The sequence below is a fragment of the uncultured Roseovarius sp. genome (assembly GCF_947489715.1).
GTDB lineage: Bacteria > Pseudomonadota > Alphaproteobacteria > Rhodobacterales > Rhodobacteraceae > Roseovarius.
The window spans coordinates 452,906-469,547 of the sequence record NZ_CANLER010000001.1 but is presented as its reverse complement, the minus strand read 5'-3'; the positions used below and the strand labels follow the sequence as shown (position 1 = coordinate 469,547).

At 59.0% G+C, this 16,642-nt stretch carries 18 protein-coding genes; 12 read left to right on the top strand and 6 right to left on the bottom strand.

The features are described from left to right. Positions 1-114 precede the first annotated feature (114 nt). Positions 115-1,014: a LysR substrate-binding domain-containing protein gene (locus Q1B27_RS02260; RefSeq protein ID WP_299842986.1), complete on the top strand. Its 900-nt coding sequence runs from the start codon at positions 115-117 to the stop codon at positions 1,012-1,014. A gap of 119 nt (positions 1,015-1,133) precedes the next feature. Here Q1B27_RS02260 and Q1B27_RS02255 read toward each other — a convergent pair whose 3' ends face one another. Together Q1B27_RS02255 and Q1B27_RS02250 are read right to left on the bottom strand one after the other, a co-directional pair. Then, complete coding sequence (locus tag Q1B27_RS02255; RefSeq protein ID WP_299842984.1) at positions 1,134-2,147, bottom strand: D-cysteine desulfhydrase family protein; 1,014 nt, start codon at positions 2,145-2,147, stop codon at positions 1,134-1,136. A gap of 100 nt (positions 2,148-2,247) precedes the next feature. Further along, entirely contained in the window at positions 2,248-2,841 is a 594-nt protein-coding gene (locus Q1B27_RS02250) for a hypothetical protein (protein ID WP_299842981.1), read from the bottom strand. A gap of 434 nt (positions 2,842-3,275) precedes the next feature. Here Q1B27_RS02250 and Q1B27_RS02245 point away from each other — a divergent pair, with 434 nt between their 5' ends. From Q1B27_RS02245 to Q1B27_RS02235, 3 genes are read left to right on the top strand one after another with little or no spacing between them, the layout of a single operon-like run. Then, entirely contained in the window at positions 3,276-4,217 is a 942-nt protein-coding gene (locus tag Q1B27_RS02245; RefSeq protein ID WP_299842978.1) for a nucleoside hydrolase, read from the top strand. After that, a complete protein-coding gene (locus Q1B27_RS02240) occupies positions 4,214-4,660 on the top strand; it encodes an N-acetyltransferase (protein ID WP_299842975.1) in 447 nt (148 codons plus the stop codon). The genes Q1B27_RS02245 and Q1B27_RS02240 overlap by 4 nt, the downstream gene beginning before the upstream one ends. 6 nt (positions 4,661-4,666) lie before the next feature. Then, positions 4,667-6,088, top strand: coding sequence for a YdiU family protein (locus Q1B27_RS02235; RefSeq protein ID WP_299842972.1), 1,422 nt, complete (start codon positions 4,667-4,669; stop codon positions 6,086-6,088). A gap of 12 nt (positions 6,089-6,100) precedes the next feature. On the opposite strand, the gene Q1B27_RS02230 is transcribed toward Q1B27_RS02235, so the two are convergent. Beyond that, a complete protein-coding gene (locus Q1B27_RS02230) occupies positions 6,101-6,736 on the bottom strand; it encodes a hypothetical protein (protein WP_299842969.1) in 636 nt (211 codons plus the stop codon). A 223-nt stretch (positions 6,737-6,959) separates the two neighbouring features. Between Q1B27_RS02230 and Q1B27_RS02225 the strand changes: the two genes are divergently transcribed. Beyond that, positions 6,960-8,207, top strand: coding sequence for a sodium:proton antiporter (locus tag Q1B27_RS02225; RefSeq protein ID WP_299842966.1), 1,248 nt, complete (start codon positions 6,960-6,962; stop codon positions 8,205-8,207). A gap of 112 nt (positions 8,208-8,319) precedes the next feature. Then, a complete protein-coding gene (locus Q1B27_RS02220) occupies positions 8,320-9,177 on the top strand; it encodes a DUF533 domain-containing protein (RefSeq protein ID WP_299842962.1) in 858 nt (285 codons plus the stop codon). 52 nt (positions 9,178-9,229) lie between these two features. Here Q1B27_RS02220 and Q1B27_RS02215 read toward each other — a convergent pair whose 3' ends face one another. After that, entirely contained in the window at positions 9,230-10,513 is a 1,284-nt protein-coding gene (locus Q1B27_RS02215) for a DEAD/DEAH box helicase (protein WP_299844845.1), read from the bottom strand. Positions 10,514-10,871: 358 nt separating this feature from the next. Between Q1B27_RS02215 and Q1B27_RS02210 the strand changes: the two genes are divergently transcribed. From Q1B27_RS02210 to Q1B27_RS02195, 4 genes are all read left to right on the top strand, one after another. Beyond that, on the top strand, positions 10,872-11,285 hold the full coding sequence (locus Q1B27_RS02210) for a Fur family transcriptional regulator (protein ID WP_299842959.1): 414 nt from the start codon (positions 10,872-10,874) through the stop codon (positions 11,283-11,285). Between the two features lie 69 nt (positions 11,286-11,354). Further along, complete coding sequence (locus Q1B27_RS02205) at positions 11,355-12,224, top strand: DMT family transporter (RefSeq protein WP_299842956.1); 870 nt, start codon at positions 11,355-11,357, stop codon at positions 12,222-12,224. 95 nt (positions 12,225-12,319) lie between these two features. Beyond that, the gene (gene eno, locus Q1B27_RS02200; RefSeq protein WP_299842953.1) at positions 12,320-13,594 is read left to right on the top strand and encodes a phosphopyruvate hydratase; all 1,275 of its coding nucleotides are present in this window, start codon (positions 12,320-12,322) and stop codon (positions 13,592-13,594) included. Between the two features lie 115 nt (positions 13,595-13,709). After that, entirely contained in the window at positions 13,710-13,871 is a 162-nt protein-coding gene (locus Q1B27_RS02195; RefSeq protein ID WP_299842950.1) for a hypothetical protein, read from the top strand. Between the two features lie 116 nt (positions 13,872-13,987). On the opposite strand, the gene Q1B27_RS02190 is transcribed toward Q1B27_RS02195, so the two are convergent. Together Q1B27_RS02190 and Q1B27_RS02185 are read right to left on the bottom strand one after the other, a co-directional pair. Continuing rightward, complete coding sequence (locus tag Q1B27_RS02190) at positions 13,988-14,260, bottom strand: glycine zipper 2TM domain-containing protein (protein WP_299844842.1); 273 nt, start codon at positions 14,258-14,260, stop codon at positions 13,988-13,990. Positions 14,261-14,410: 150 nt separating this feature from the next. Further along, positions 14,411-15,496 (bottom strand): FAD-binding oxidoreductase, encoded by a 1,086-nt coding sequence (locus Q1B27_RS02185; RefSeq protein WP_299842948.1) that lies wholly within the window; start codon positions 15,494-15,496, stop codon positions 14,411-14,413. A gap of 41 nt (positions 15,497-15,537) precedes the next feature. On the opposite strand from Q1B27_RS02185, the gene Q1B27_RS02180 reads away from it, so the two are divergent. Next, positions 15,538-15,969 (top strand): cupin domain-containing protein, encoded by a 432-nt coding sequence (locus Q1B27_RS02180; RefSeq protein ID WP_299842945.1) that lies wholly within the window; start codon positions 15,538-15,540, stop codon positions 15,967-15,969. Positions 15,970-16,072: 103 nt separating this feature from the next. Further along, entirely contained in the window at positions 16,073-16,624 is a 552-nt protein-coding gene (locus Q1B27_RS02175; protein ID WP_299842943.1) for a fasciclin domain-containing protein, read from the top strand. Positions 16,625-16,642 lie beyond the last annotated feature (18 nt).

Here is a 16,642-nt window from a genome sequence, read left to right as displayed (position 1 = left end):
ATGCTCCTGCATCCAAAGCTAAGAACTGCGTTATCGGCCAGCATCACTTACTTGCGCGGAAAATAAAAATGATAAATAAACTGGTTTATCACATAAATAAATTGGTGATAGATCATGGCGAAACAGCAAATAAACCTGACCTGGCTGCGCAGTTTCGAGGCCGCAGCCCGGCACCTCAACTTCACCGAAGCCAGTACCGAACTGGGCCTGACCCAGACGGCGGTAAGCCTCCATATCCGGTCACTTGAAGAAAGGCTTGGAAGCAAGCTTTTTATCCGGCGCGCCCGCCACTTGACCCTTACGGAAATCGGACAGGCCTATGTGACGACCGTGCGGCAGGCGATGGCGGATATCGACCTGGCTTCGGCCACCCTGTTCGGACCGATAACGACAAGGATGATCACGGTCAAAGCGCCGATTTCGACCGCAACACACTGGCTGGCGCCACATCTACCGCGTTTCAAACGGGATTTTCCGGAGATTGATCTGCGCCTGCTGACGCATACTTGGTCAGAAACGACAAATTTGGAAGGGGTTGATGTCGAACTGCGCCTTGGTCGCGGAAACTGGACAGATGCGCAGTCAGAAAAACTGTCAGATGAATTTATCGTACCTATATGCGCCGCAAACAAGAAAGAAACGGTCAGAGAGGCCACGGATTTTCTGCAAGGTCCACTAATCCACATCCTGGGACATGAAAGCAATTGGGAACGCTACTTTGGTGCCAACAACTGCACCATGCTTTCCGATGTGCCGCAGTATTTCGTGGATACCACGATTTCAGCCATGCAACTGGTTGCCAATGGTGGCGGCTATGCCATGGTGATGGCCCGCCTAGTCGAAGGGCAAAGCAGCACCGCACCGGGCGTTTTATCAGTGGGAGCGCCGATACCCTTTCCCGATGCGCACTACCTGATGCGCCGTCCATCCAAACGCGCACCGCGCCCAGAGGTCGAACTTTTTGAGAACTGGCTGCGCGACCAGTTTGCAGAAGGTGTTCATCCTGCACCCTAAGCGCGGTCCCTTTCGGCATAGGATGAGAAAGGGTTCAGAAAGGAAGAAAACGCTGCGACTTGACGGTTTGGCCGCAAACAAACCCTTATCCATCGCCCCGCTCATAAGGGCCAGATGAATCACAGGTTCAGCACATCATCCTGATAGGCAAAAAGTGCCGGGAAACCACCGGTGTGGACAAAGAGAACCCGTGCACCACTGGCGATCGAGCCATTCTGCACAAGGTCAACCAGCCCGGCGAAGCATTTGCCCGAATAGACCGGATCCAGGAACAACCCCTCCTGCTCGGCCATCAGCCGTATCGCGTCACGGGTCTTGGGGCCAACACGGCCATATCCCGGGGCTAACGCGCCATCATAGACCTGAATGTCCGCTCTCGTGATCCAACCCTCAGCCCCCAACAAGGCTGCCAGCCGATCTGCAACCTCCTGCAATCGCGCTGTTTGTGCCTCCGCGTCGCGGCGCACACAGATGCCATGCACCGGCACCTGCGATCCAAGCGCCCGCAGACCAGCTAGAAATCCCATATGCGTGGCCCCGCTGCCCGATGGGATCACGACCACCTCGAAATCGCCTTTCTGCACCAGCGCCTCGCGCGCCGCATCCATGTACCCAAGCGCACCCAAAGGTTTGTTCTTGAGCCCCAGCGGAATGACATAAGGCACCCTGCCCTGCGCCCGCAGCGCATCGGCGTGATCGCGCAAAGCCTGATCGGCCCCCGCCTCGTCTTCGCCCTCGGGATAGTGGATATGCTCGGCCCCCAGAAGCTGCCCCAACAAAACATTGCCCGAAGTTCGGTAGATCGCTCCCTTGCCCGGCACGCGATCTTCAAGCTGCAAGACCGCTTTCATGCCGCATTTTGCCGCCGCCGCCGCAGCCGAACGCACATAGTTCGACTGTACCGCCCCTGTGATCAGCACCGTATCGGCACCTTCAGCCTGCGCCGCGCCCAGATAATACTGCAATTGCCGGATCTTGTTGCCGCCGCCGCCAAGACCGGTCAGATCATCCCGCTTGATCCACAGATCGACACCCAGATGATCCGATAGGCGATCCAGACGCTCCAGCGCGGTCGGACCCGTCAGAAACGGGGCAATCGGAAATTGCGCCAGTTGGTCAAAGATATTGGTCATGCACCCGCCCCTCCGACAGTTCCGGACTTTCGCCTCCAGAGTGCCGTAAAACGCCTCTTAAGGAAATGCCATTGACCCGCTTGCCCAGAGAAGCAGCGCGTCAGCGCCTGTCAGCCTCAAGACTGCACCAGGCAAGACGGCTGCAAAAGGCACACCAATAGGCGATACCCACCAGCTTGGCTCCATCTTCCAACAACCGATGCGGCACACCGTCCAGAATATAGAAAGCGTCAACCGTCACACTGGTGAAAAAGCAAATGAAGGCAATCAGCAACAGATCGCCTGCCATGTCGCGAATATCTTTGAAGAAGGCGATGACAATCGCAATCGCCGACAGACCATAGGTCAGGAAAAACAGCTTTTCAGGAATGCCCAGATTTTTCGGTCCGACCCGCTCGTGAATGATGAAAAAATCATCCAGCGCCAGCACCAGCGTCAGAATCGAAAGCGACCCCAACAAGACGGTTTGCCGTTTTGACCGGATCATTAGCGCCGAAAACCCAGAGATCGCAAAGGTCGCAACCCAGGCCATGATCCCGAAATTCGACAGGAACCCCGCCAGCGGGATCAGATCACGGTTCTCGATCTTGTAGACAACGGCCTGCACATCACGGAACGCCTGCGTCAGCGTGATCCAGGGCTGCACGGCAGCAATCAGGATCAGCGTTGCAGCGCAAATTGCGGGAAGCAGCAACAGCCAAGTCGGCGTGCGTGCCCCGGATATGGCGGTGTGGGACTCGGAAAAATACATCCGGCATGGCTACAGCATCGAGCAGCCTCTGATAAGCCGCTGATTTCGAAACGCAACGTTCTTAGATTTTGATTAACATTTTTGACAAATGGGCATCGTGCCCTTCTTTGTCGCGCCACTCGAAACAAATCACGGAAATCCCCGGCGTCTGTTGACGAAACAGCGCTAATCCTGCGTTTCTTTGGTTTTGATCATCCAAGTAAACCTATGCACGCAGCGCCAAGGGTGACCGTCGAAAAATTTGGGGCTAATCTCACACGATCTGCGCACATATTCGCCACCGGAAAACCCGCAGAAATCAGCCGCTCAAAACCTGCGTGGTGGACATTTCGGGGCCGCCCCGTCATGGTCCGATCAAACAACCAGAAGCGCTCCAAATGTCCCCACGCAAAATCATCATCGACACCGATCCCGGTCAGGATGACGCCGTTGCCATCCTGCTGGCGCTGGCCAGCCCGCAAGAGATCGATCTGCTAGGCATCACCTGCGTTGCAGGCAATGTTCCACTGGAGCTGACATCTAAAAATGCACGTATTATCTGTGAGTTGGCAGGTAAAACTGATGTGCCCGTCTATGCCGGGTGCGATCGTCCGATGGGCCGCGAACTGGTCACGGCCGAGCATGTTCACGGGCGCACTGGCCTTGATGGTCCTGACCTGCCAGACCCGCAGATGCCGCTGAGTGACGGGCACGCTGTCGACTTTATCATCGACACATTGCGCACCCAGCCTGCGGGGTCGGTCACGCTCTGCCCCATTGGCCCGCTTACCAACATCGCGACAGCGTTCAACAAGGCACCTGATATCGTTGAAAAGGTTCATGAAATCGTCCTGATGGGCGGTGCATATTTTGAGGTTGGCAATGTCACGCCCACGGCTGAATTCAACATCTATGTCGACCCACAGGCCGCTGATATCGTCTTTACCTCCGGTGTGCCTATCGTGGCGATGCCGCTGGACGTGACCCATCAGGTGCTGGTGACCAAACCCCGGAATAAAGCTTTGCGCGCCCTCGCCACGCCCGTTGGCACCGCCGTTGCGCAAATGACCGATTTCTTTGAAAGATACGACCGCGAGAAATACGGCTCCGAAGGCGCGCCATTGCACGATCCCTGCGTGATCGCCTACCTGATCCAGCCCGACCTCTTTTCTGGACGGCATATCAACGTCGAGATCGAGACCACATCCGAGCTGACCATGGGCATGACCGTGGCTGACTGGTGGGGCGTGACGGATCGCAAAGCGAACGCCACATTCATCGGAGGCGTCGATTCCCAAGGGTTTTTTGACCTCCTGACAGAAAGATTGGCCCGCCTGTGACCGCCCTCAATCTTGCCAAACCCGAGGATTTCGACCGGCTGATCCCGCTGGTTGCCGCCTACCACAACGAGGAAGGCATCAGCATGGACGCCGAGACCCGGCGTAACGCTCTTATGCCGCTGCTCGAAGGGTCGCCCCACGGTGCCATCTACCTGATCGGCCCGGGCCGCGCGCCCATCGGCTACATCGTCGTCTGTTTCGGCTGGTCGATCGAATTTGCCGGTATGGACGGGTTCATAGACGAGTTTTTCATTCGCCCTGGCGTGCGAGGACGCGGGATCGGGTCAGAAGTACTCCGGCAGTTGCCCAAAGCGCTTGGGGCGGCAGGCTTGAAGGCCCTGCATCTGGAGGTCGCACATGACAATGATCGCGCCCAGAACCTTTACACCCGCCTGCGGTTTGAACCGCGCGAGAACTATATGCTAATGTCCCGTAAAATATAGGGAAACATGTCGCTGCATATTCCATTCGATAACAGTTATGTGCGCCTGCCTAGCAAGTTCTACGCGCGCCTTGACCCGATGCCTGTCAAGGCACCCCATCTCATTCGTTTCAACACCGAACTGGCCGCTGAACTGGGCCTTACCCCTGGCACCCCCGAGGAACAGGCCCAGATCTTTGCTGGCAATCTGGTCCCCCAAGGGGCCGAACCTTTGGCGCAGGCTTATGCCGGGCATCAGTTTGGCGGTTTCTCTCCTCAGCTAGGCGATGGTCGCGCCAATCTTCTGGGCGAGGTTATCGACATCAAGGGCACCCGACGTGATATCCAACTCAAGGGTTCCGGCCCGACGCCTTGGTCCCGCATGGGCGACGGTCGCGCCTGGTTGGGCCCGGTCCTGCGCGAATACGTGGTCTCCGAGGCGATGCACGCCCTTGGCATTCCTACCAGCCGCGCCCTGGCCGCCGTGGCAACCGGTGAAAAAATCTACCGCGAATCCGGCGCCCTGCCCGGTGCCGTGCTGACCCGCGTGGCCGCCAGCCATATCCGCGTCGGCACATTTCAGTATTTCGCCGCTCGCCAGGATACCGACGCGATACAGACGTTATACCGACATGTTACCGACAGACATTTTCCACAGGCGCAGACCCCGACGGAGCTGCTCAATGCGGTCATCGAGCGACAAGCCAAACTGGTCGCGCAATGGATGTCCGTGGGCTTCATCCACGGTGTGATGAACACCGACAACACCGCCATATCGGGCGAGACGATCGACTATGGTCCCTGTGCTTTCATCGACGTTTTTCACCCGCAGACCGTGTTCAGCTCGATCGACGCGCATGGCCGCTATGCCTATGATAATCAAACAAATATCATCGTCTGGAACATGGCGCAGCTGGCAACCGCACTGGTCCCGTTGATGCCCGACACCGAAAAGGCGATCGCGGAATTCACCGAGGCCGTGCATGCCATGCCCGAGACTATCCACCGGCACTGGCTGGCGATCTTCGGGCAGAAGATCGGCCTTGCACAAGCCACCCCGGAAGACGAGACGCTGATCACGGACCTTCTGACCCGAATGGCCAATGAACGCGCCGATTTCACCAATACATTCAGGGCTTTATCGAAAAGCAACGCGCGCGATCAATTCACTGACCCTACCAGCTTTGACACCTGGGAAGGCACATGGCGAAAGCGCTTGGAGGCCGAAGATGCGCCCGACGCGCTGATGCGCGCGGTCAATCCTGCTTTCATCCCTCGCAACCACCGGATCGAGCAGATGATTCAGGCGGCTGTTGAGGGGGATTTTGCCCCTTTCAACCGGCTGCTTGACGTGCTCGCCACCCCTTATGAGGATCAGCCCGACGCCGCTGATCTGCAACGTCCGCCGGAACCCTCTGAGGTTGTTCAGGAAACCTTTTGCGGCACCTGACAGCACGTCGCTCTATTTGCGTTTACGTTTGAAAAACCGTGGGTTACGGCGAACAAACTCGTCAATGATACCGGTCAAACCACCATATTGCAGCCCTTTGAGATAGGCATAACCCGACGTCGCCCCCAAGGCCGCACCGACCATATCCACGATCAGGTCGCCCATCGTGTCGAGCAGACCAGATTTCTGCATGTTCAGGCCGAAAAGCTGATCCATCATGAACTCAAACACTTCCCAGACAACGCCAATGGTCACCGCGAAACAGAAGGCGAAAAAAGCGATGGCAAAATGGGGTGCGGCAAACCTGTCGCCCTGAAACATCATGAAAACCAGCACGAAACCAACCAGACCAAACCCGATCGCCGATCCTATGTGCAGAACGATGTCCCACCACCAGAACCTCTCGTAAAAGTCAAAAACCTCGCCCAGAAACAGTGTCGCTGCGACGAAAACCACCACCGCCGCAATGAACCCGGGCGGCACTTTGACATCGGCCCAACGAGCGATCAGCACCGGCACCAGAGACAGGCTCAGCGTCGCCATTGCCACAAAAGCAAGTGACCAGCGGGCCTGCCCCATTGCCACAAGAGCGGTCAGCGCAAGCGCGCCCCAAATCATCCGCGCCAGCAATGCCTGATCCGAAAACACCGCGCGTTTTTCCTTTCATTTCGAACAAAAATCAAAGCGACATGAGAGCATCAGCGCCCGGAATTGCAACCTCTAACCTGCCAGATCAGATTGGCATCGGTCTTTTACCCCAGATCAGAATGATCGCCGGCCCCGTCTATTTGGCGCACTGCCGTCCCAAGACTGGTGTCGCACAATGCCGCGTGATAGTTCGCGCTGAAACCCGGAAACAGGCAGGACCGTAATGAATATTCTCCAGATCACCTCGTTGCTTATTGTATTGGCCGGGGTGTTTGGCGCGATCAACTACCTGTTTCTCAAGCTTCCATCGTCCATCGGCATCCTGGTGGTCGCGCTACTGGCCTCTTTCGGTGTATTGATCCTGGATCTGGTGCTGCCCAGTCTTGGTATGGCAGATCAGGTCCGCAGCGTGGTGACAGGCATCGACTTTTCGGATGCCTTGCTGGAGGGGATGCTGGGCCTTTTGCTCTTTGCCGGCGCGCTGCATGTGAAAATCGCTGATCTGCGGGAACAGTGGCGGCTGGTATTCCTGATGGCGACCATCGGCGTGGGCCTGTCTACCGTGGTTGTCGGATTTGGCTTCAGCTGGATCACGGGCATGCCGCTATTGCTCGCACTGGTCTTTGGTGCGCTGATATCGCCAACCGATCCGGTAGCCGTTCTGGGTGTGCTGCGCGAGGCCAACCTGCCCAAATCTCTTGAAACCAAGATCGCGGGCGAGAGCCTCTTTAATGACGGGGTCGGATATGTCGTTTTTCTGGTTCTTGTCGGCATGGCCTTTCCAAGCGGCGACAGCCACGGCAGCGGCATGGCAGACGCCGCCAAACTGTTCCTGCAAGAGGCGGTCGGCGGCGCTGTCTTGGGGATTGTTCTGGGCTGGCTCACCTTCCGGGTCATGCGCCGGATTGATGACTATTCGCTCGAAGTTCTGCTGACCTTGGGGCTGGCCTTTGGCGGTTACGAACTGGCGGTTTATCTGCATGTCTCGGCCCCGATCATGGCAGTCTGCGCAGGGCTGCTGATCGGCGATGTCGGCACCAAATATGGGATGAGCGAGGAGACCCGCCGCTATGTCGACGGCTTCTGGAAGCTGATCGACGAAATCCTGAATGCGGTCCTCTTCCTGTTGATCGGGTTCGAGGTCTTCGCCATCGCCTTCGAGATGGCGTTCCTCAGTGCCGCCATAATGTCCCTTGCGCTGGCGCTGTTCGGACGGTTGGCCGCCGTTGCCATCCCTGTGCTGCTTCTCAGGCCCTTCCGAAGTTTCTCGCCCGGCGTGATCCCGATCATGACCTGGGGTGGCCTCAAGGGCGGCATATCCGTCGCCCTCGCCCTGTCACTGCCCGATGGCGAATGGAAGCCGCTGATCCTGACAGCCACCTACCTGATCGTGATCTTTTCCATCGTCGTTCAGGGGCTGACCGTGGGCAAGTTGGCCAACCGATTGGGGCGCGAACCCGACCTGGTTTGACCGCAAAATTACGGTCTATTTCCATTGATGAGTTGAAAGTTGGACTATTCCCCTCACGCAGCAGGGAAAAAATGTGCCAATCTGTCCTCGGGATTAATCTGGGAGGACATCCATGAGCATGATGAAAACACTGGCCAAGGTGGCCATCGGTATCGCTATGGCCAAAGGGGCCAGCAGCATGATGAAGCGCGGCGCATCGACCCGCGGCAGTTCTGGGGACGGCGGCCTTTTCGGCGGCACACATTCGCCGGGTCGACAAGCACAGGCGCAAACCGGTGGCGGGCTAGAGGACATGCTTGGCTCGATCCTGGGCGGCCAATCCGGTGGTGCCAGCCGGGGTGGCGCTGCGGGTGGTCTGGGCGGCCTTCTGGAACAATTGGGCGGTGCGGGTCAGGCACGCAGCAGCGCAGGATCCAGCGGTGGGCTGAATGACCTGCTGGGCGGACTGGCCGGGGCTGCACAACAAGGAGGCGGTTCGGGCGGCCTGGGTGGCCTGCTTGGCGGACTACTGGGCGCCGGCGCATCGCAGGCGGGATCGTCGCAAGGCGGCTTTGGCGATCTGCTCAATCAGGCGATTGCCCGTCAGGACGAGCCCGAGGTCCAACCGTCGCAGGATCAGGAAGCCGCCGCCGCGCTGATGCTGCGCGCCATGATCCAGGCGATGAAATCCGATGGTGAGATTGATCAGGCCGAACAGGCAAAACTGATGGACCGTCTGGGCGATGTCTCGCCCGAGGAACGTACGTTTGTGCAAGGTGAAATGCAGCGCCGCATCGACGTTGATGAACTGGCCCGCGACGTGCCGCGCGGGTTGGAACAGCAGGTCTATGCCATGTCGATCATGGGTATTGATCTGGATAACCAGAACGAGGCGAAATACCTCCACCAACTGGCCACGGCAATGGGTGTGTCCCCCGAAGCCGCCAACCAGATTCACGATCAGCTTGGGGCGCAGCGCATCTATTCCTGAACGCCCAAGCTGAAAATTGCCCGCGGTCGGAACCTCCCGCCGCGGGCTTTTTTTATGCCGCCTTGCGCGGTGATTTGTTGCGGCGGCGCCGGTTCGGACGTCCGCCACCGGGCTTGTTCTCTGCATTGGCGGGATTGCCCGGCTTGCCACCGGACCGACGACGCGGACCGCCACGACCCTTGGGCTTGCTCGGTTCTTCCATCCGTTCCCACGGGCGGCCCGAGGCGACGGGGATCGAAATGCCCATCACCTTCTGGATGTCTTTCAACTCACCCATCTCATCGGGGGCACAGAAGGCCACGGCCATCCCGTCACGCCCGGCACGCGCGGTGCGACCGATCCGGTGAACATAGTTCTCGGGAACGTTGGGCAGATCAAAGTTATAGACGTGCTTTACGTCCGGAATATCAAGGCCGCGCGCGGCCACATCCGTGGCCACCAGCACCTTGACCTGACCATCGCGGAAAGCTTTCAATGCCCGTTCGCGCTGACCCTGGCTCTTGTTGCCGTGAATCGCCGCAACCGAGAAGCCAACCGCTTCAAGCTTTTTCGCCAGCTTGTCTGAACCATGTTTTGTACGTCCAAAGACCAGTGCCAGTTCATCGCGGTGTTTACCCAGAAGCTCGATCAGCAGGTTGGGCTTTTCGGCCTTGGCAATGAAATGGATCGATTGTTCGATCTTGTCGACAGCTTTACCCGGAGGGCTGACCTGCACCCGCTTTGGATGGGTCAGGTAGCTGGCGGCGATCTCTTCCATCTGTTTTGGCATCGTCGCCGAGAACAGCATCGTCTGCCGCTCAGCAGGCAGCAGGCCCGCGATTTTGCGCAGCGCGTGGATAAAGCCCAGATCAAGCATCTGATCGGCCTCGTCCAGCACCAGAAAACGTGCCGCATCCAAACGCAGCGCACGGCGGTCCAGCAGGTCCAGCAGGCGTCCCGGCGTCGCCACCAGCACATCCGTCCCCCGTTCAAGCCGCTTGATCTGCGCATTGATCGACGCACCGCCCACGACCACACCGATCTTGATCGGCGTGTCCTTGACCAGCGGCATCAGCGCATCGCGGATCTGGCCCGCCAATTCGCGGGTCGGCGCGAGGATCAGGCTGCGCACGGTTTTCGGTTCGGGCTTGCCGTGCATCTCCATCAGCTGCGCCAGAAGCGGCAAACCAAAGGCGGCCGTCTTGCCGGTACCGGTCTGCGCCAGACCCATCACATCATTGCCATCCAGCGCATACGGGATCGCATGGGTCTGGATTGGGGTCGGCTCGTCAATGCCCATGGCCACAAGTTTTTTGACCAGCGGGGCCGGAAGCCCCATTTCTGCAAATAAATTCACTTCGTTCCTTTCGGGCCGCGTCCAGCCAGATGCTGTCACGGCAATATTCATGGACCCCATGCCCAAACGACATTCAGGGTCATCTTCGTGGTTCCGCCTTGACCCTCACCAAACGCAACATTGCGCCATGGCCGGTCAGACGGCTGGCCCCACGCGTGATTTTGGGATCATATCGACGACATTTCTATTTCTCTGCGGCCACCTCTTGCGGGGGCGTCACTGCTCACGCGGCAGGAAATGTCGGTTGGAGGCTACATGGTGGGTTCGCGCCGCAAAGTCAACCAAGTGTTTCAAATCGGCTGGAAAACGTTGCGTATTACCGCTATCCCTCCCGCCGACACGGGAGACGACAGAAGCTATGAGCGATACCATCACCAGCCGCTGCCACAACAAGGGCCTGCAGATGACGGCGCAACGCCAGATCATCGCCGAGGTCATGCAGGTCTCCGCTGACCATCCCGATGTCGAAGAACTGCACCAACGCGCCGCCGCCCGCGATCCCGGGATCACCGTCGCCACGGTCTATCACACGGTGAAGCTGTTCGAAGAGGCAGGTATCCTCGACCGGCTGGATTTCGGCGATGGCCGTGCTCGCTATGAGGATGCCGAGCGCGCGCATCACGATCACCTGATCGACATGCACACAGGCGAGGTGATCGAATTCGTCGATCCCGAGATCGAGGCGCTACAGGAAAAGATCGCCAAGCGACTGGGGTATCAGCTCAGGGATCACAAGCTTGAACTCTACGGCATTCCGCTGAAAAAAGGCTGAGCGACCGCAGCTTGCCAATCGTCTGCCCGGCGCGTAGGTCTGACCACAGATTTTATCCCCGAGGCAGTGATGGAAAACATTCGCGGCAGCGCATTGATGGTTCTGGCGATGGCCGGGTTCGCGCTTGAAGACACATTTATCAAGTTTCTGTCCGCTGATCTGCCCGTCGGTCAAATCCTTCTTTTCATGGGCATCGGCGGCTCGCTGATCTTTGGCACGATCAGCCTGCTGAAACGCGACCGGCTGTTTTCAAGCGATTTCCTCAAAACGCCGGTGCTGCTGCGAAATCTGGGGGAAATGATCGCCGCCTTCGGTTATATCACCGCGCTGACCCTTATCCCGCTGTCATCAGTCGCCGCCATCATTCAGGCCACGCCGCTCTGCGTGACACTCGGGGCCGCGCTTTTCATGGGCGAACAGGTCGGCTGGCGGCGGTGGAGTGCGATTTTCGTGGGATTTCTAGGCGTTCTGCTGATCATCCGTCCGGGCATGGAAAGTTTCCAGCCTGCATCGCTTTTCGCGGTGATCGGCGTTGCCGGGCTGGCCCTGCGCGACCTGTCGACCCGAGCGATCCCGGCAAGCGTTTCGTCGATGCAATTATCAGGCTATGCCTTCCTGATGGTCACCTTTATCGGGCTGGCTTTGCTGGCCATCGATGGCGGCGCGGTACAACCTTCGCCCACGAACTGGATACAGCTTGGCTGCATGATTTTCTTCAGCGTGGTCGGCTATTATGCCATCGTTGCGGCGATGCGGATCGGGGACGTTTCCTCGGTTACACCCTTCCGCTACTCGCGCCTGGTTTTCTCGCTGATCATCGGGATTTCGATCTTTGGCGAACGCCCCGACTGGCTGACCTATACAGGTGCGGCCCTGATCATTGGCAGCGGGCTATACTCGATCCTGCGCGAACGTCGCCTGGTGCGCGACATCGCGTGATTCCAGATTTACGTTAGCGCTATCAGACCGCATTTACATTCCCGAAACACCTGCTATGACAGCCGCAAAACTGACTGCCATCCGAGGGACCGACCATGAGCACCATTATCGACATTCACGCGCGCGAAATTCTGGACAGCCGGGGCAACCCGACGGTCGAGGTGGATGTGGTTCTGGAAGACGGCACCATGGGGCGCGCCGCAGTGCCATCGGGTGCCTCCACCGGCGCGCACGAGGCGGTGGAAAAGCGTGACGGCGACAAGTCCCGCTACATGGGCAAGGGCGTTCTGGAAGCGGTGACCGCCGTGAACGGCGAGATTGCCGAAGAGTTGATCGAGATGGACGCCACCGAACAGGTCGCCATCGACATGACAATGATCGAACTGGACGGCACCCCAAACAAAGCCCGCCTGGGTGCCAACGCCGTCCTGGGCGTCAGCATGGCCTGCGCCAAGGCTGCGGCGGATTATTCCGGCCAACCGCTTTTCCGCTATGTCGGCGGCACTTCGGCCCGGATTCTGCCGGTGCCGATGATGAACATCATCAATGGCGGCGAACATGCCGACAACCCGATCGACATTCAGGAATTCATGATCATGCCGGTCAGCGCCGGTAATATCCGCGACGCGGTGCGCATGGGCTCCGAGGTGTTCCACACACTCAAGAAAGAGCTTTCTGCAGCAGGACTCTCAACCGGTATCGGCGACGAAGGCGGTTTTGCTCCGAACATTGCCTCGACCCGCGAAGCGCTCGATTTCATCCTGAAATCCATCGACAAGGCAGGCTACAAGGCCGGTGAGGATATCTACCTGGCGCTTGATTGCGCTGCGACCGAATACTTCAAGGACGGCAAATATGTCTTTGCCGGAGAAGGGAAATCCCTTTCATCGGATGAAAACGTCGCCTATCTCAGCGCGCTGGTCAACGACTATCCGATCATCTCGATCGAAGACGGCATGAGCGAGGATGACTGGGACGGCTGGGTCGACCTGACATCTGAACTTGGCAACAAGGTGCAGCTTGTGGGCGACGACCTTTTCGTCACCAACCCGACCCGTCTGGCCGAAGGGATCGAACGCGGTGCCGCCAACTCGATGCTGGTCAAGGTCAACCAGATCGGCACTTTGACTGAAACGCTCAAGGCCGTGGATATGGCCCACCGTGCGCGCATGACCAACGTGATGTCGCACCGCTCGGGCGAAACCGAGGACGCGACCATCGCCGACCTTGCGGTTGCTACCAATTGCGGCCAGATCAAAACCGGCAGCCTCGCGCGCTCGGACCGGCTGGCAAAATACAACCAGTTGATCCGCATCGAAGAGGCCCTTGGCGAAACCGCCGAATATGCAGGGCGTTCAATCTTGCGCTGAATGCCCCGACGTAAATCATTGGACTTGATCCCGATCAACGCACGGTAGAACTGACGGCACTACTCCTCCTTTTGCAAAGGGCGCATCGCCCACGATTCAAAAGGAGAAAACCAGTATGTCTTCGGTTTCAAAATTGATTTTGGTACTCGCCGCAGCCCTCGCGCTTTCGGCCTGTACAGACCCCAAGACCTATCCGATTTCGGGCGAGGAATGCGGCCCCGAGGATCCGGTTCTTGATGTCGATGCCTCGATGGCCAACTGCACACCGGCCATCTGATACGTTGTGACAACACCCAAAAAACATCCAAAGGGCGCGCCGAGCAAAGCGCGCCCTGATTTTATGTAAAGCCCACAAACCTCACGTCATTCGGGGTGTTGCCGGGGCAACATGTCTTACGGGCACGGCGCTTCGTAATAGGTGCCGTTTCCGCGCGCATAGGCACAAACCTTGCGGTTCCGGTTCTGGGCAACAACCGTCCCGGCCGCCGCACCGCCAAGCGCCGAAATCAGGCGCCAGTCATCATCGGCATCGAACGCTTCGGCAGCGATCAGTCCGGCCGCGGCCCCGCCAGCGGCACCGGCCACGACACGGCCCTCCTGGGTCATGTTTTCGCACCCGATCAGCGCCAGCATCGCGGCGCCACCGACCATAAATTTCCAGTTCATCATCACTCATATCCTCTTTCAGGTATACAGACGCCCTAGAAAGGATCGGTGGGCGGCAAAGGGAACGACCGGCAGCAAACCGCTTATTTTCCGGCCAAATCCTGCGTATTCCGGGGGTAGAGAGCGGCAAGTTTATGCCTTCACGCTTGATCAGGGAAACGCGAAACGTCCGGGCCGGTACGGGGTAAGGAGGTGCGATTTCGCCCCATCCAGCAATTCCTGCGCGATCAATTCACCCATCAGCGCCGCCAGCGTCACCCCGCTATGCATCACCGCCAGGTAAAGCCCTTCGGGTCCGCAATGCCCCACCGCCGGCAGGCCATCGCCCGGCACGGGGCGCATCGCTACAGCGGTCTGATCCAGCACCAGATCCACCCCCGGCAGCAAGGCCCGAAGGCGGCGCAACGTGTCTAAGGCCAGACCATCGGGCGTATCAGGCAGCACCTCGCGATCATCTGCCTGATGCGCGGCGGAACTGGGCGCGATGATCCGGCCCAAAGCGTCCTGACGAAATTCCAGCTCGGGGCTGACCATCACCTTTTTCAGAAGTGGCGGCAGGGGCCGCGTGCGCACCAATGCGCCAGGCCGCTGCAACATCGGCAGCGGCACATCGACCGCGGTCATCAGATCAGCACAGCCATTACCTGCGGCCACCAAGACCCGGTCCGCCGGCAACATACCATGAGTGCAGCGCAGACCGGTAACCTTGCCCGCCTGCACCTCGATCCTCTCCGCCCTGCAGCCAAGGATCACGGTCGCCCCGGCCTCGCGGGCGCCGTCCAGCAATTGCGCTGCCATCCGTTCGGCCGCGCCCACCCCTTCGCCGGGAAATACCAGCGCTTCATCCGGGGCCTGGCCAATCGCCGGGGCGGCGGCTGCGAAATCCTTGCCGCCGATCCGTTCGACAGGATAGCCCAGATCGCGCAACTGCGCCTCCATCCGGGCCAACCCTTCACCCTGTTCCTCCCACCACAGGCATCCGGGCCAGGTGACAGACAGGCCCGGCAGATCCGCCAGCAACCGGTGATATGCCTCAATCCCCGCGACACGCAGGTGATGATGCGTCTCATCCGCAAAAAAGCTGGCGTTGATCCATCCAAAGGAATGCCCCGAGGCCCCGCAGGCCGGTTGCCCCGCGTCGATCACCGTGACCTTTGCCCCCTGCTGCGCGACCCGGTACGCCACCGAGGCCCCGATCACCCCTGCGCCAACAACGATCACTCTTTCTCTGATCATGTGCCCTTCCCCTCCGCTTATGCGCACGATAGCCTTTCGTCATGACCGCACAAGAGATCATCGACAAGCTCGCGCTCGCCCCGCATCCCGAAGGCGGGCATTACCGCGAAACCTGGGTGGCCGACGGACCCGGCCGCCCGGCGGGCACCTGCATCTATTTCCTGCTGCAAGGGGGTGAAAACAACCACTGGCACAAGGTCGATGCTGCCGAGATCTGGCATTTCTACGCCGGTGCGCCGCTGATCCTGTCGATCTCGGACAGTGATGACGGCCCTGCCCATGACCATGTTCTGGGCGCGGATCTGACCGCAGCCCAGTCGCCCCAGATCATCATACCCCCACATCACTGGCAAAAAGCTACATGCACCGGTGACTATACGCTTGTGGGCTGCACCGTATCGCCCGGCTTTCAGTTCGACACCTTCACCCTGGCAGCCCCCGGCTTCGACATACCGCGCAGCGCCAAAACCTGACCTTTCAAAAAATCTGCTGCCGCGCGAAACTTTTGCCGCGCCCCTTCCGTGAATGCTTGTACACGACCCGATACCCGGGTCAGCAAACCGGAGGAAAGACCCCGTGAAACACGGTAAGAAACTTGCCCTGACAACCGCCCTCATCGCTTTGGGCAACACTGCCATAGCCGCCAACCCGATGGTCGGGGGTGCGGCGATGTACGAAGAAAAGACCATCGTCGAAAACGCCGTCAACTCGGCCGATCACACCACGCTCGTCGCCGCCGTTAAAGCCGCCGATCTGGTCGATACCCTGAATTCCGACGGCCCCTTCACCGTCTTTGCACCGGTGAACGATGCCTTTGCCGCCCTGCCCGAGGGCACGGTTGACACGCTGCTCAAACCCGAAAACAAGGCACTGCTGCAAAAGGTCCTGACCGCCCATGTGGTCGCCGGTGACTGGTCCGCCGCACAGATCGCCGAAGCCGCGCGCAACAGCAGCGATGGCTTCTACCATTTCAACGCGGTCTCGGGCGATGCCCTCTCGGCGCAGGTCAAGGGTGGCAACGTCTATATCTACGACGAATCCGGCAATGCCTCGAAAGTGACCATCGCCGATGTCGATCAGTCAAACGGCGTCATCCATGTTGTCAATTCGGTGCTCGTGCCCAAATAGGCACCACTGAAAGCGCTG

What these genes read in the sequence shown, in the direction of transcription:
- Q1B27_RS02260 (WP_299842986.1), top strand. Translation starts at nt 115, where the DNA reads ATGGCGAAACAGCAAATAAACCTGACCTGGCTGCGCAGTTTCGAGGCC.
- Q1B27_RS02255 (WP_299842984.1), bottom strand. Translation starts at nt 2,147, where the DNA reads ATGACCAATATCTTTGACCAACTGGCGCAATTTCCGATTGCCCCGTTT.
- Q1B27_RS02245 (WP_299842978.1), top strand. Translation starts at nt 3,276, where the DNA reads ATGTCCCCACGCAAAATCATCATCGACACCGATCCCGGTCAGGATGAC.
- Q1B27_RS02235 (WP_299842972.1), top strand. Translation starts at nt 4,667, where the DNA reads ATGTCGCTGCATATTCCATTCGATAACAGTTATGTGCGCCTGCCTAGC.
- Q1B27_RS02225 (WP_299842966.1), top strand. Translation starts at nt 6,960, where the DNA reads ATGAATATTCTCCAGATCACCTCGTTGCTTATTGTATTGGCCGGGGTG.
- Q1B27_RS02220 (WP_299842962.1), top strand. Translation starts at nt 8,320, where the DNA reads ATGAGCATGATGAAAACACTGGCCAAGGTGGCCATCGGTATCGCTATG.
- Q1B27_RS02210 (WP_299842959.1), top strand. Translation starts at nt 10,872, where the DNA reads ATGAGCGATACCATCACCAGCCGCTGCCACAACAAGGGCCTGCAGATG.
- Q1B27_RS02205 (WP_299842956.1), top strand. Translation starts at nt 11,355, where the DNA reads ATGGAAAACATTCGCGGCAGCGCATTGATGGTTCTGGCGATGGCCGGG.
- eno (WP_299842953.1), top strand. Translation starts at nt 12,320, where the DNA reads ATGAGCACCATTATCGACATTCACGCGCGCGAAATTCTGGACAGCCGG.
- Q1B27_RS02195 (WP_299842950.1), top strand. Translation starts at nt 13,710, where the DNA reads ATGTCTTCGGTTTCAAAATTGATTTTGGTACTCGCCGCAGCCCTCGCG.
- Q1B27_RS02190 (WP_299844842.1), bottom strand. Translation starts at nt 14,260, where the DNA reads ATGAACTGGAAATTTATGGTCGGTGGCGCCGCGATGCTGGCGCTGATC.
- Q1B27_RS02185 (WP_299842948.1), bottom strand. Translation starts at nt 15,496, where the DNA reads ATGATCAGAGAAAGAGTGATCGTTGTTGGCGCAGGGGTGATCGGGGCC.
- Q1B27_RS02180 (WP_299842945.1), top strand. Translation starts at nt 15,538, where the DNA reads ATGACCGCACAAGAGATCATCGACAAGCTCGCGCTCGCCCCGCATCCC.